We start from the raw sequence: 14,095 nt of genomic DNA, 5'->3' as shown, positions 1-14,095 counted from the left end.
ACCGTGTGAATCATTGCTCCTGACTACTGATGCGCTTATAACATTTACAAAATCTACAACGCTTGCAAATGGTTGTCAAAGGACATCATGTGCAATTTACTGTCCTTTATAATACGCTCACGGTGCTCAGTAACTTTCGTCTCTGACTTTGTTTCTGGCACAGGCGTGACTCTCAATGCCGTTAATTGTCCTTGACCGTCACTGACGATAAATCCTGAATCCATAGGATCACTGGCTCTGTGAGTTGGTATATTGGAGTCAGCTAGCATTGATGCCCCTGCACAGTCTGGTAGGTTTACATCATCAATCAACTCTCGAGTATGTAAATCATAAATCGCTGCACAGCCACCAATTGGTGTGGTCACACAAAGCAAATTGCGATCGCTATCGACGGCTACGCTCGCAATATATTGATGAAAACGTTGCCATTGATTGTTTGGCATAGTCAATGGTGTGAAATGGCTATCACCGCGCTTGTGGGTCAATACCAATGGTACATTGATGTGCTTTTCACCTTGGAACTGAATACCGATCATCACTGAGCCATCCTTGTGCATCGCTAAATGACGCACGCTCATCTGGTTATGTTCAGGAGTCACTTGCTCAATTAATGACCCGTCATGACGGTTTAGATAAGTTAGCGAGGGTCGCATGCTATCTAGATTTAACTCTTCACGTGAGGCTTGCTCGGTCTTGATACCACCATTTGCGATCACTAATGTATCACCATCTGGATGCATAATCAGCTCGTGCGGGCCGATACCATGCGAGTCAAACTCTACTACTTTGTTATAAGCATTATTGGCATCGTAGATACCGATTTTACCCGCTAGGCTGACAGTGTCATTTTCAGTCACATAGAGCAAACTGCCATCTAGGCTATAACAGGCATGACCATAAAAATGGCGATTTATATCAGCTTTGATTGCATGCTGGACCTGTCCATTTGCTGTACTCAGCACCCAGAATTTTTCGCTAGGGCGACGACCCATTACAATAACGTGCCGACCTTGGTGGTCACTGCTATGCTGAGCTTGCTCTTCAGGTACATTGACGGATACAGGTTGAACGACGATGTCATGAACACGTTCAGGCATAGTGGTCTGCCACACCATTTGCCTATCAGCATCGATACCCACCACACCAAAATCATGCTCGTTTTGGTTCAGTGATGTGTGGTTTTTTGGCATGGATGCAACACCGCTAACCCAGCTAACTGGTCGTGCTAGCAACGTCGTCGTATGCATATCAGTAAAACTGGAGGCATCATACTGATCAGCATTATCTATAGTATGATGATAAGCCTGCCGCCATGTCGCCGCCCCTTGCTGACAAGCATAGCGCAAGCGCGTGAGCATTGGTGTTGTCTCATCAGCCGATTGCGATACCCGTAACTGCGTGCGGAGACCTGTCATATAATCTTGCAGGCTAGCATTGGGGTTCTGCTGCTTGCGGTAACGATGGTGTAGCCCAACAAGTGCTGTCGTGCCAATTATAGACAGCACGGACGTCGTCAGTAGCTCATGGCTTGCTGATCTTGCTCCTGACTTATATGCTTGATCGCGCGCTTTGGGCATTAACGCTATTGTGTTCCTATTAATAGTAGACATTGTCTAATCGCCATCAGTGCTATTGAATCCCACACGGATACCGAGTGCTGGGATTAACTCGCGTTTGATTAGGCGAGTGATGGTGGTCAGATGATCATAGAGCGCCTGCTGGTCATCTTTATCTGCGGCTGATATATCTTCTGGCATCTGTGCTAGTAGTGTCGTCGCTTCGGCAAGCGCAGTCGATAGGTTATCAGCAACTGTATTTTCATCATTACTACCAAGAATCGCTGTCAATACGGGGTCAGTCATGGCTTTATTAATCGCATCTAGTTTTGCATTGATAATAGCGCGGCTTTGACCCGCGGTAGCAGCTGGCAGGTGACCTTTTGCTTTGCCCGTCAGACCCAGTGGCTGATCGATCGCATTGGACTTCATCGTTTCAATCAATGACAGTAAAGAGTTAAACCATTGGTTTAAACCTTGGTCGCTCTCCCCTGTCTTATCTATTGCCAATAAGTTAGTCGCGTTCTGCTGCCAGTTGTCCTCGATGGCTTTTAGACGTGTGCTCAGAGCACTACTGGCACTGATTACATAAGCACATTGACCAGCATCCAAGCTCTCATTGGCAAACAGCGCTTCTTCTAATCCTGGTACACCCTGCACAATCGCACTCTCACCGGCGAGCTGCTCTGGCGTTAGTTTTGGATTAGCAGCGATTAGGTCGGCGACACCGCTATGCACCAGACCGCGCTCGTCGGGATAGTAATTGATATATAAGTTACTCATACTGGCAGTAGCGGGACCAAAGTTGACCATTTCAGCACTTGACCATGCTTGTGCTAGTACCAGCCACTGCTCGCGCAATGCTTGCAACTCATCACCGCTTACTGGTGATTGTTGACAATATTTCTGCGCCAATTCATTGAGCAGATCGCTTTGTTGTGCTGCATCGGCATACGCTGGAATCACGATATCCTCTGCCACATGTGTCAAATATGTCTTTTGGGTCTCAGGACTGATGTTTACAGCAACGATCTGCTCAGCAGCTTCATTACTGCTTTCTGCTGAGCCATTAGCAGCGCTATTCTCTTGCACTACTTCTTGGCTGTCCACTTCTGCAGTTTTATTTTCGTCGGCAGGTTTGACACAGCTGATTAGCAGTCCAGCACTTAATGCAGATAGTGCCATTGCCAAAGCGTGGTTCATTTTCATAGGGTTCTCGGTAATTTTATAGGTAGTAATTTATATCGTTGTTGCATGACTGCTCAAAACAGGTGGCGCACGATAGTACGCAGTAAAATCACGCTATAGTGACCTTAAGAATGCATTGAGCTCTGTACGACCTTGCTTGTCTAGTTTCAATACCTTTTGTTGCTGCTTTTTGGCTTCTCCGCCATGCCATAGTACGGCTTCCATCAGCGTGCGCGCGCGACCATCATGCAAGAACGTCGCTTGCGGATCAACCGTTTGAGCAAGCCCGACACCCCATAAGGGCGGTGTGCGCCACTCATAAGAGTTGGCTAAAAATTCAACTTGAGCATCTTTTGATGGTAGCTTACCGGAAACTGTACGATCAGCAAGCTCATCACCCATATCATGTAGCAGCAAATCTGTGTAAGGGTAAATCACTTGACCGTGTTGCTCAAGACGATCATCGTCGGTTTTTGGCAACTGATATCTTGGGGTATGACAGCTTTGACACCCCATGTCATAGAAATGCTTTTTGCCAGCCAGCACCAACTCACTATCCGCGTCACGGCGATGTGGCACCGCCAAATTACGGGTATAAAACTCTACGAATTTTGCCACGTCATCGTTCACTTCGACAGGAGGCTTGCCATTCCCTTGCTCATCAGCGCCAGTAGTCGCATTTAGGCAGGCAGTCTGCGTGGGCATGCAAGACTCATGTGGACGGATATTTGACGTCAAACCCATGTCTTCATTAAACGCACTTTGGTTCTGGGTCAGCAGCCTCGTTTGACCTGCTTTCCACCCAAAACGTCCAAGCGCACGCTTACCGGTTTGTGGATCCATAACCCAATTGAACTTACCACTGATATCACTATTGTTCTTGGCTTGTTTTTTAATATCATCGTCAGGGATTTGTTCTAGCAATCCAAGTCCAATCATCGGCGGTGCCACTCGCGGCGATACCATCATCGCCTCATCAAGAGCACCGTATCCAGGGGTGGTCAAGTTAAATGTGGGTGCGCGCAGCGTCTCAATATGTCCGTCAGCAAAAGTGACTGGTTTATCAGTCCACTGTACTGCTATTCTCGCTTCAGCAGGGACGCCCTGAATACCTCGATCTTGCAGTTGCCCACCATACATCGGGTGAACGACTTTTTCAATGAGCGAGTCCTGCAACTGCTTACGCTGCTCATCGGTCGTCGCTGGCATAGACAGACGTACCAGCAAGCTGTCCGCATCATCATCGGCATCCATCGGTGCATGACCACGTCCATCTTTGATGTGGCAAGACTGACAAGCCGCAACGTTAAACAGCGCACCCAGTCCATCACGGCTATCTGTACTAGCAGGAGCTACAACCCAAGGCTGACGAAAGAACGCATTACCAATAAAAAACATGCCTTTGCGTGAAGCCGCCAAGTTTGATGACGGCTTTGAATAGCTCTCAGCACTCGTGATGCTGATCCCGGTGTCACCGCCCTGTTTAATCTCTTGTGGATCAAAGCTGACAAGCTGTTGCATGGGCATGCCAGCAAGTGCCTCAATATTTTGAGCACGCTCAGAGGTTATTGGTTGGGAGCTATCACTAGTAGCGGTCGCCCTTTGACTCTCCGAAGTATTACTTGGCGTACTATCGGTTGGTTGACACGCACTTAGTGCGACCGTACTCATTATGATGAGCGGCAAACTGCGCATGAATATAGAAGACAAACGAAAAGATGGGATATCAATGGCTTTCATAAAAATTGTGTGCCTTGGTTTTAGAGTAGAACCACTGTAATCGATACCTATAATATGATAGGTATCCATATACGGATTCAGAAGACCGATGTATCTGGTCTATTTTAGTACTTACAAACTTGATATTTACAGGCTTAGTGATTACAAACTTAGTGATTACAAACTTAGTGATTACAAACTTAGTGATTACAAACTTAGTGATTACAAACTTAGTTCTTACAAAAATACGTTGCCGACTGTGATCGACAACGTACGTATAAAATCCAATCTGCATTTTTATAGCAGTAGGTTTACTCACTTACCACTATGATATGGATACCATCAATAGAATAAAAGACCTTAATCGCTAAAACTGAAATTAAAACTGCGATCCTGCATCCGCATCTAAGTTATCGATACCGACTGCTTTTGCCGCATTTTCGATACCAGCAGTCAATTCTTGCAAGCTGTTGATACCAGCCTCAACCCAACCGCGACGAATATTTTGCTCTTCAGCAGAGATACCTTCTTGACTGGCTTGACCAACAGTGGCAATCATTTGGTCAATCTTAATCCCTTCTTTCTCGCCTTTGTTAGCGATAACGTTGAACGCACCTTCAACTTTACTGAATTCAGCGGCCAGTTTTTCGGCTTCTTCTACATGCCCATTATCAATGAGATACTCTTTGATGCCGTAGCCGCCGACAGTCTTTCCAGTGACAGTCTGATAGCTACCATTAAAGACATTTTGGATACCGCGTGCATTATTGGCATAGCTCAAATGCGTCAAATCACTAAAGCATTCGTGCTCATCTTCAGTAGATCCTGTGACAAAAGCGACCTGCATACGCTCAGAAGCCAACTCGCCTAACGCTAAGCTGCCCATTTGGTACATAATCTGACGTAGACCATTATCGTATTTGCGCGCTAGCAAATCACTACGTAAAGTATTATCTGTTTCAGGTTGCCACTGGGCTTCCATCGCTGTCAGGTCATCAACCAATAACTGGGTCGCAGCTTTTAAGAATTCACCGCGGCGCTCACAAATGTTAGCATCTTCATTGACCGCATCACCACTAGTACATTGACCAGCTTCCGTGACGTAATCTGTCACTGGGCGATTGCCCGCGCCTTCTTTTACCCCATTGGTATCCTGACCCCATAGCATAAACTCAATCGCATGATAACCAGTCGTTACGTTGGCTTCGCTACCACCGATCTCGTTCATTTCTGCAAGTAGCTCAGGCGTGATCGTACTGGTGTCTTGATTAATACTACCGACTGTCACGCTGTCACTGTTGATGATGTTTTCTTGGCTGTTGTACTCGCCCTCATAATCATCACTGACATAGTCAATTAGCGCCTCATCTAATGGCCAAGCATTGATCTGACCTTCCCAGCTATCTATGCTGTTGATCGCGCGCTTGTCATTTGCTGTCACAAACCCTTCATCAAAACGGAAAATCTCGGTTTGTGAATACGGCTGGCGCGCTGCTTTGTAGGCAGCTTTTGCCGCATCAAGGTTAGCTTGTGTTGGCGTCGCAACGTATGTATCTACCGCTGTCTGTAGTACTTTGGCGGTATCCAACGAGTCTTTGTAAGCGGCGTGAGCCATATTGGCATAGCTGATAGCCAGTCTGTCAATATGTGCTTTTTCGGCAGCTGACATCTCAGTACTATCGCCCGCTTCTGCACTAACAACCTCTGTCTGCGCTTCAGCAGTAGCCGTATCTTCATCGGTTTTTTTGGTACAGCCCGACACCATTAACAATCCTGCAAGGGCAACAGCTAACGTAGTTGGTAGAATCTTACGGTTTGTTACTGTGGTAATCGTCATACATATCCTCAAAAATATAGCAAAAAGTTTGTTTGGTTAGGTAGCATTCTTACATCGATAAGCAAGCCATATATAGCAAGCTGGTATGGTCGTACACTTTTATCGTTTATCCCACACAATGATGCACACGACCTTATAGCGATAAAAATATTGATAAATTATAGTGTTATTGATAATCATTATCAATGATTAATTTTATATTAATAATAATTAATCTGTGGTTGATATTTATGATGTCATAAAAGTTTCGCCTTACATCGCTGTGCTGTAATGACCAACCTGCATTCCCATCTTTAACTTTTTCCTACCAAATACAACACAAAAAAAGAGCCAGCATATTGCTGGCTCTTTTTGAAAACACATTTGAGAATGTGTATGCGATAACTAAATCAAATTACTGATTAGTTTACGCTTTGCGGTGCATTAACCGTTAGTTCAACACGGCGGTTTTGCTGACGACCATAATCAGTATTGTTATCTGCAACTGGGCGTGACTCGCCATAAGCAACAACATTGATACGGTTAGACGCAACACCGCGAGCGGTCAAGTAGTTAGCAACTGAGTAAGCACGGTCACGTGATAGACCCATGTTATAAGAGGCAGTACCTTTGCTATCAGTATGACCAGCGATGGTGATCGTGTTTTGATTGTACTGGTTCATCGTTGAAGCAAGCTTGTCTAGTGTTGGCTTGAATGAAGAGCTAAGTGTTGCATCATCAAACGAGAAAGTGATGCTACCTGGCATTACAAGATCAATGTTACCAGTTGTTGGATTTTGCTCAACCGTTACGCCTGTACCAGCCATTTGCTGTTCAAGCTGACGAGCTTGACGCTCCATGTAGTAACCAACGCCTGCACCTAATGCTGCGCCAATTGCTGCATCACGACCAGTTTTGTCGCCACCAGTTGCTTTTGAGATAGTTGCGCCGCCTGCTGCACCGACCAAACCACCTAAAGCGGCTTTGTTCAAACGTTGCTGTCCAGTGTTTGGATCAGTAGTACAACCGCTCAATGCTAGACCTGATGCTACTGCTGCAATCATTAATGTATTACGCATAATATTTCCTCTTAAATTCAAAAATGTTATAAATCGTGCTTTTTATAAAGATTGTCCATTAATCTTTCATAAGTACTTATTTACTTTCGTCATTATTATGGCAATTCCAATCTAACTGTGTGTAATATTTTGTCACACCTATGTATGAGAAGTGCAGGTTGTCTTGCAACCAGCTGTAGGAGCTTTGGCTGTCTCATAGTAATCACTTGCTATCGCTAGTCACGTTTACAGTCGTACACTACCAATTGTTTCTGCTAAAATTATCTAAGCGAATTTATCATGGCTAAACGGCTCATACATCAGGTGTCGACTGTCTGTATGCATCTAACAATAGTTATCGAGTTGTAGACATCAAATTGTAGACATCGAATGACCGTTTACATAACGTTAGCTTTTGTCTGACTACTATTTAGTTGACTGCTATCAGTCGTCAATCATGAAGATAGATTCGGTAGACCCCAAATACATTGACACCCACAATGTAAGACTCATTTATTAATTAGATTGAACAAGAGGATCAAGCATGCGCCTGACATCTACCATTCGAAAAATGCACAAACGTACTCCTAAGCTGGGTAAGGCTGTGTCATTAGCCACGGCTACGGGCGTCATTGCTGCTAATAGCTTTGGTGGTAGTATTCCCTTATGGTTAATGGGTGTTGGCAAGGTCATTACTGGTGCTCCCATCGCGGACAAAGCCGTTATCAAGATTGCTACCTACTGGATCAGCAGCAATAGCGCTTTGATTGATGACATGTTACCTCGTAAGGACTGGCGCATTAGCCTACCTGATGATATCCATACTGAGGGCAAATACCTCTTGGTTAGCAATCATCAATCATGGGTCGACACCAGCATCGTGCAGTATATAGGCGAAAAGCGCCTGCCACTCACGCGTTTCTTTACCAAGTTTGAGCTGATTTATATTCCTATCGTTGGACAGGCTTTCTACTTTTTAGACTTCCCTATGATGCGTCGGCACTCCAAAGAAGCCATCGCCAAAAACCCTGCACTAAAAGGTAAAGATATTGAAGAGGCCAAACGTGCCTGTGCGCTATTAAAGGACAAGCCTTTTACTTTGCTCAACTACTTGGAAGGAACACGCTTTACCAAAGCCAAGCACGCAAAGCAGCACTCTCCATATACTCATTTGCTAAAACCACGTGCAGGTGGCTTATCATTGGCAATCAGTGCGTTAGGAGAAGACATTGACGGCATATTGGATGTGACTATTGTCTATCCAGACGGTGTACCAAGCTATGGTGATCTATGGAAAGGTAACATCAAGCGTTTGGGGGTAGATCTAAGATATATCGATATACCGGATACTTTGTTCGATGGTATCAAAAAAGGTGGTTACGAAAATGATGATGATATAAAAGCGCAGATGTTCGATTGGGTTGAAAAAATCTGGCGCCAAAAAGATCAGCGTATCACCGACATGTTGGCTGATTTTGAAACCAATCCTGAGCCTCAAAACGCTAAATAAACCATCACTTGGCAACGTGATAGGCATTTTCTATGGGGGTGTCATTTCCTATAAGGGTATTACCTCTATAAAAATACTGTAACTTAGAGTGATATAGATAATTAAAATCAGCCATCTAGTAATACGCTATCCACAGCGGTTGCAGACCATTCCAATGTGATGAAGTACGTTTTTTATTGATGAGGCATATTTATTTCCTATAATTGTATAAAACATCTTTAACTAGGATACGTAAATTTTACTCATAGATGGGTTGTTTTTTGGTCTTATTCATTGATAATGTGACTATTCGTGAACTGATAAATTTTCGATAATTGTTTTTAGTCATTATCGAAAATCTGCTCACTCTTTGTGTCATTTATCACTTATAAGGTATGACTGTGCCCGCCTCTCCTACTAGCCCGCCTCTTGCAGCACCGGTTTCGCCTCACCTAACACCTAGTGAGCCGCCAAGGCCAAATCGTCCAAAGCCAAGCCGCTTGAAGCTTACCTACGACATCGTGATGCTCATCGTAATCAGTATTGATCTATTACTGATCAGTATTGATGCGGTGTTGATGAGCGATTTTAGTAATAACGCTGCACAGTGGCTGTCTGTGAATGACGGACTAAACTGGTATCAAACCACTTTGCATGAGCCATTGCGTACTGCTGGTGGGTTTTTTACTATATTTTTGATTGCCGAGCTGTTATTACGCTGGGCTATCGCCATCAAAAACAAAGTCTACTACCGCTGGTTCTTTTTTCCTTTTGTCCACTGGTATGAAGTATTAGGTTGTTTTCCGCAATTACGTGCATTACGGTTGTTCCGAGCAGTCATTATCGGACGCCGACTCTATCAGCTTGGCTATCAAGTGCTACCACAGCTCTGGATCAATCGTATTAAGTTCTATATCGATTTACTGCTAGAGGAGCTATCTGATCGTGTCATCTTAACGACCATCCAAAACTTTAGACAGCAACTGACCGATCCCAAAGCACATAAATCATTTATCGAATCGGCTATCACGCGCAACCGTGCTGAAATCGAAGCCGCCGTGCTGTCCATGCTACGCTCGGAGCTTGCCCCAAAATTACAAGAGCTCACCGCTTCATCAGGTGGTGGTAGTATATTAGCCGATGAGATGGGCAATGCTATTGAAGAAGGGTTGGCCAATACCCCTGAGCTACGACGCTATTTGCGTATGATCCCTATCGCTGGCAGCTTAATTGAATCACAATTGCAGAGTATCGGGCACAACGTCGGCACCAATGTCGTTTACGCATTAAATCAGCGTCTGCTTGACCCTGAGCGCCTCGACTCATTGATGGTTGCTATTGCTAGCGGTATTGCGCAAATAGATACCAATAATACTGCGCTCGATACTCTGATTTCGAGTATCATTGATGACAGTTTGACTGAATTTGAAGCGCAAGTAAAAGTACAGCAATGGAAGCATCAAGATATGCTAAATCTGTAGTATATCTATCGACTCGCATGACGCAATTATAAAAATGACGCTGTGGATACAGCGATAGAATTATTCTTAAGGGTTTATATATGACAGTTTCAGATAATAAAAACCAAACAACAAACACAGCCCCTGCCTTAGCCTTATACGGCAAAATGTTGACTTTTTCGCGTTTACAGTTCAGTACAGATGACCTAAGTGCTATTGAAGCCCAGCTGGCTGACACGCTAAGCAACAAGTCGAGTAATATCCCCATCCTTATTGATAGCGACGTTGAGCAAGATTTATCTGCATTGGTAGAGTTGCTATGGTCATGGGGACTACAACCTATCGGTGTGGTCACAGGTGTACTCGATGACCAAGCTCGCGAACAGCGCTTGGCTATATTTCCAGCAGATGGCAAACGCATTGAGCGTATCATACCTAGTAAGAAAGCACTTGCGACGCCCAATAAGCCAGCAGAAGACAGCAACAAAGACTCAGCTAGCGACGATAATGTAAAAGACGTTACAGCGACCAATGAACGAGAGACCAAAACGACTATATCTGAGATGCCAGCTGATACCCTTACTAGCGCTCAGCATATTACCAGTTTGATCTATGACCAGATGCTACGCTCAGGGCAGAGCTTAAACCATGTCGGTGGTGACTTGATTTTGACAAACAGTGTCAATAGCGGTGCTGAAGCGATTACTGATAACAGCTTGCACGTATATGGCCGCGCTCAAGGTCGCTTGGTGGCAGGCGCAACAGGTGACAAAGACGCGCGTATTTTTTGTCAGGTTTTTAATCCTTCGCTGGTTTCTGTAGCAGGCACTTATTGCTTGCGGGACAACCTACCTGAGCACGTGATTGACAAGCCTGTACAAGTAAAGTTTATAGAAGGTGAAGGCTTGGTATTTACTGTGATGGATGAGGCTTAGAATTTAATACTGTTAAAAACAATACACGATTAAGTGATGGTTTAGAAAAGTAAACTGAGTAAGGTAGGTGTGCTTGATTAAGCTATAGTATAAGACGCGCGAGGTACATAGAATCAATTATTATAGTTGGTCTATTATCAGCTGCTATTTTTGCTATTATTTTTAGTGCCATTATAGATTTATGAAGCGAATAGAAATGATCATTATTAGCAGTGTGTTTTTTTAAGTAGAAACTCTCTATAGCTCATATATCAGTTGTTTTCCTGCTTTAGTATAGACTTGCTATAAATATTTGTTTATTTATGCTAGGCTAGCTTCGCAGATAGTACATATATAGTAGATAAATACCATGCAATTGTGCTATTTATATAACAGATATCCCATTGATTCATAGGAGTGTGCCATTGTGGCGAAGATAGTTGTAATCACTTCAGGTAAAGGCGGTGTGGGAAAAACCACGACAAGTGCCTCTTTTGCCGCTGGTTTAGCATTGCGTGGCTATAAGACGGTAGTGATCGATTTTGATGTAGGTCTACGTAATCTAGACTTGATCATGGGTTGTGAAAACCGAATTGTTTATGATTTTGTCGATGTCATTACTGGTAGCGCACGTTTGTCACAAGCACTTGTCAAAGACAAGCAGCTTGAGAACTTGTATATCCTTCCTGCTAGCCAAACGCGTGATAAAGACGCGCTAACAGACGAAGGCGTATCAGAGGTTATGGCTGAGCTGTCTAAACAGTTTGACTATATCATCTGCGACTCACCTGCTGGTATCGAGCGCGGTGCGCAGCTGGCTATGTATCACGCTGATGAAGCCATTATCGTCACTAACCCTGAAATCTCTTCAGTACGTGACTCAGATCGCATCATTGGTATCTTGCAGAGCCAGACCAAAAAAGTCGAAGAGAACCAAGGCTCTGTACGTGAGCACCTGGTGATCACTCGTTACAATGCGGAGCGCGCCGCTGCAAACGAGATGATGGACATCGATACCATCTCAAATGATATCTTAAAAGTACCACTGCTCGGCGTTGTGCCTGAGAGCCATTCAGTGCTCGAAGCGTCTAACCATGGCGAGCCTGTCATTCATTATAGCGACTCTGTGGCTGGTCAGTGTTATGATGATATCGTCGCTCGCTTTTTGGGTGAAGAGCGTCCGTTACGTCATATCGATGTGAAAAAGAAAAGTTTACTGCAGCGCTGGTTTGGGGGTTAATGATGACTAAGAAAAAAGGATTTTGGAGTAGCCTATTTGGTACTGACGACAGCAGTAACGCTGGTAGTGCTAATTTGGCAACTGAGCGCCTCAAGGTTATCGTAGCTAGCGAAAACCGTCTGAATAACCGACTGACAGTTGATCGTATCGAAAAAATGAAACGTGAAATACTAGAAGTGGTTAATAAGTACGTCAACGGTGTACAGATTGATGATGTGAACATTAACCATCGTTCAGAAGACAGCCTAGATGTATTAGAGATGAATATTAATTTACCTGAACACAAAAAGTAAGTTTATGTATTCAGACCATTAACGTCTCAATTTATGTCTGATATAGAAAAGCCCTAAGTCATATACTTAGGGCTTTTTTTGGCTGTATTTTCTTTATATAGATTGCTTTATATGAGCTTCTTTGTATAAGTTTATCAATATATTTTTTCATATCTATGTGCATATTAGAAAAATGAGTAACGATAATGGCTTATTTCATACGCGCTATTAGATTGTCTTTTTTGATAAATTGATGATATAGGGCTGCACCAATATGAAGTGCCGTAAAACCAATAATCATAGGCCAGATGATATCAGTATGTATATCATTATAAAAACGTGCCAAACTTCTATCAGGAGTCACAAAAACAGGTATCTGAAATAGCCCAAAGATGTCGACAGGGCGTCCACCGTATACAGACATGAGTAGACCAGCAAGCGGCATAGCGATCAAAATGGCATAGAGGGCAAAGTGGGAAAACTTAGAGACCAGTGACTGCCACTTTGGCATTGGTACTGATGGTGGTGCTTTAACAAACAGGCGATTGATGACTCGTGCAATCATCCAAAATAATAAACTTATCCCGAACGATTTGTGAAGTCCGATGTATAAGCTGCCATCGAGATTCTCGTATAGCAACATCATAATCCACGTGACCAACAGCAAAAGCGCACTGATCCAATGAAATATGCGACTACTAAGAGACCATTTTGATACGTTAGAATTATTCATGAGCGGCTCTATTGTCTTTATCTTTATTATAAGTTATTACTACTCAATATTATAAATAGGATGGCTACCCCTCACAAGATAAAAAACAACCGATATGTCAAGCTGTAGCGATAAAATGATAAACACCTTAACGCTAAACGAGCATTTAACTGTCTAAATTAGCCAAGTTATGCGCGATTTTATCTAAATCTGGTACTAGGTACGTCTTATCACCAATCATGACCGTTTGATATAAATAAGAGAGCACGATGTCTTCATTAGACTGCCCCTCCAAGACGTCAGTACTGCTATTCAACATCTGCTTAGGAATATCAACATCTTTAACATCAGAGATACGAGCTTGTAACTGCTGCAGCTCACCTGCTGTTTGTAGAGCAAAACGATGTTCAGCTGTATTGCCTTCTAACACAATAATTCGCTCTGGCACCTCATCTTTCGACAACAAATGAAACACAGGCAGCGCTTGCTGTTGCCAGTCATATATAGTGGTGCGTTCTTGATGATCCTCTACGCTCAAAATTAGAGCGCTTGGAATAATCCAGTCAGGCTGGTTAGATGCTGGCACGATAGTGACTTCAAGCATACCATTGTTCGTGGTCAGTAGACTTACCGCTTCAAACGAATGTTTTAAAATTTGTTTCATACGTCGC

General features: G+C 43.7%; 12 protein-coding genes. 5 read left to right on the top strand and 7 right to left on the bottom strand.

Features of this window, described 5'->3' with window-relative positions:
* Positions 1-53: 53 nt before the first annotated feature.
* The 5 genes from AC5JPO_RS10880 to AC5JPO_RS10860 form a co-directional block, all read right to left on the bottom strand.
* Positions 54-1,610 carry a DUF1513 domain-containing protein gene (locus AC5JPO_RS10880; RefSeq protein ID WP_443525664.1) on the bottom strand — a complete coding sequence of 519 codons (1,557 nt, stop codon included), beginning with the start codon at positions 1,608-1,610 and terminating at the stop codon, positions 54-56.
* Positions 1,611-1,613: 3 nt separating this feature from the next.
* Positions 1,614-2,765: an imelysin family protein gene (locus tag AC5JPO_RS10875; protein ID WP_443525663.1), complete on the bottom strand. Its 1,152-nt coding sequence runs from the start codon at positions 2,763-2,765 to the stop codon at positions 1,614-1,616.
* Between the two features lie 93 nt (positions 2,766-2,858).
* On the bottom strand, positions 2,859-4,484 hold the full coding sequence (locus tag AC5JPO_RS10870) for a di-heme oxidoreductase family protein (RefSeq protein ID WP_443525662.1): 1,626 nt from the start codon (positions 4,482-4,484) through the stop codon (positions 2,859-2,861).
* Positions 4,485-4,842: 358 nt separating this feature from the next.
* Positions 4,843-6,300 (bottom strand): imelysin family protein, encoded by a 1,458-nt coding sequence (locus AC5JPO_RS10865; protein ID WP_443525660.1) that lies wholly within the window; start codon positions 6,298-6,300, stop codon positions 4,843-4,845.
* A 401-nt stretch (positions 6,301-6,701) separates the two neighbouring features.
* Positions 6,702-7,358, bottom strand: a complete 657-nt coding sequence (locus AC5JPO_RS10860) for a YiaD family glycine zipper/OmpA-like lipoprotein (RefSeq protein ID WP_319050898.1) — start codon at positions 7,356-7,358, stop codon at positions 6,702-6,704.
* A 523-nt stretch (positions 7,359-7,881) separates the two neighbouring features.
* Here AC5JPO_RS10860 and yihG point away from each other — a divergent pair.
* From yihG to minE, 5 genes are all read left to right on the top strand, one after another.
* On the top strand, positions 7,882-8,847 hold the full coding sequence (gene yihG / locus AC5JPO_RS10855) for a 1-acylglycerol-3-phosphate O-acyltransferase, YihG family (protein ID WP_443525657.1): 966 nt from the start codon (positions 7,882-7,884) through the stop codon (positions 8,845-8,847).
* Between the two features lie 374 nt (positions 8,848-9,221).
* Positions 9,222-10,307, top strand: coding sequence for a hypothetical protein (locus AC5JPO_RS10850; RefSeq protein WP_443525655.1), 1,086 nt, complete (start codon positions 9,222-9,224; stop codon positions 10,305-10,307).
* A gap of 80 nt (positions 10,308-10,387) precedes the next feature.
* Entirely contained in the window at positions 10,388-11,221 is an 834-nt protein-coding gene (minC, locus tag AC5JPO_RS10845) for a septum site-determining protein MinC (protein ID WP_443525654.1), read from the top strand.
* A gap of 406 nt (positions 11,222-11,627) precedes the next feature.
* Positions 11,628-12,440: a septum site-determining protein MinD gene (minD, locus tag AC5JPO_RS10840; protein WP_319050904.1), complete on the top strand. Its 813-nt coding sequence runs from the start codon at positions 11,628-11,630 to the stop codon at positions 12,438-12,440.
* 2 nt (positions 12,441-12,442) lie between these two features.
* Complete coding sequence (gene minE, locus AC5JPO_RS10835) at positions 12,443-12,733, top strand: cell division topological specificity factor MinE (protein ID WP_319050905.1); 291 nt, start codon at positions 12,443-12,445, stop codon at positions 12,731-12,733.
* A gap of 190 nt (positions 12,734-12,923) precedes the next feature.
* Here minE and AC5JPO_RS10830 read toward each other — a convergent pair whose 3' ends face one another.
* On the bottom strand, positions 12,924-13,445 hold the full coding sequence (locus AC5JPO_RS10830) for a cytochrome b (RefSeq protein ID WP_443525653.1): 522 nt from the start codon (positions 13,443-13,445) through the stop codon (positions 12,924-12,926).
* Positions 13,446-13,590: 145 nt separating this feature from the next.
* The gene (locus AC5JPO_RS10825) at positions 13,591-14,088 is read right to left on the bottom strand and encodes a hypothetical protein (protein WP_443525652.1); all 498 of its coding nucleotides are present in this window, start codon (positions 14,086-14,088) and stop codon (positions 13,591-13,593) included.
* Positions 14,089-14,095: the final 7 nt, after the last annotated feature.

It is taken from the genome of Psychrobacter sp. H25, assembly GCF_059076335.1.
The sequence above is the reverse complement of the archived record's forward strand: the minus strand, read 5'-3'. Positions and strand labels throughout refer to the sequence as shown.

What these genes read in the sequence shown, in the direction of transcription:
- AC5JPO_RS10880 (WP_443525664.1), bottom strand. Translation starts at nt 1,610, where the DNA reads ATGTCTACTATTAATAGGAACACAATAGCGTTAATGCCCAAAGCGCGC.
- AC5JPO_RS10875 (WP_443525663.1), bottom strand. Translation starts at nt 2,765, where the DNA reads ATGAAAATGAACCACGCTTTGGCAATGGCACTATCTGCATTAAGTGCT.
- AC5JPO_RS10870 (WP_443525662.1), bottom strand. Translation starts at nt 4,484, where the DNA reads ATGAAAGCCATTGATATCCCATCTTTTCGTTTGTCTTCTATATTCATG.
- AC5JPO_RS10865 (WP_443525660.1), bottom strand. Translation starts at nt 6,300, where the DNA reads ATGACGATTACCACAGTAACAAACCGTAAGATTCTACCAACTACGTTA.
- AC5JPO_RS10860 (WP_319050898.1), bottom strand. Translation starts at nt 7,358, where the DNA reads ATGCGTAATACATTAATGATTGCAGCAGTAGCATCAGGTCTAGCATTG.
- yihG (WP_443525657.1), top strand. Translation starts at nt 7,882, where the DNA reads ATGCGCCTGACATCTACCATTCGAAAAATGCACAAACGTACTCCTAAG.
- AC5JPO_RS10850 (WP_443525655.1), top strand. Translation starts at nt 9,222, where the DNA reads ATGACTGTGCCCGCCTCTCCTACTAGCCCGCCTCTTGCAGCACCGGTT.
- minC (WP_443525654.1), top strand. Translation starts at nt 10,388, where the DNA reads ATGACAGTTTCAGATAATAAAAACCAAACAACAAACACAGCCCCTGCC.
- minE (WP_319050905.1), top strand. Translation starts at nt 12,443, where the DNA reads ATGACTAAGAAAAAAGGATTTTGGAGTAGCCTATTTGGTACTGACGAC.
- AC5JPO_RS10830 (WP_443525653.1), bottom strand. Translation starts at nt 13,445, where the DNA reads ATGAATAATTCTAACGTATCAAAATGGTCTCTTAGTAGTCGCATATTT.
- AC5JPO_RS10825 (WP_443525652.1), bottom strand. Translation starts at nt 14,088, where the DNA reads ATGAAACAAATTTTAAAACATTCGTTTGAAGCGGTAAGTCTACTGACC.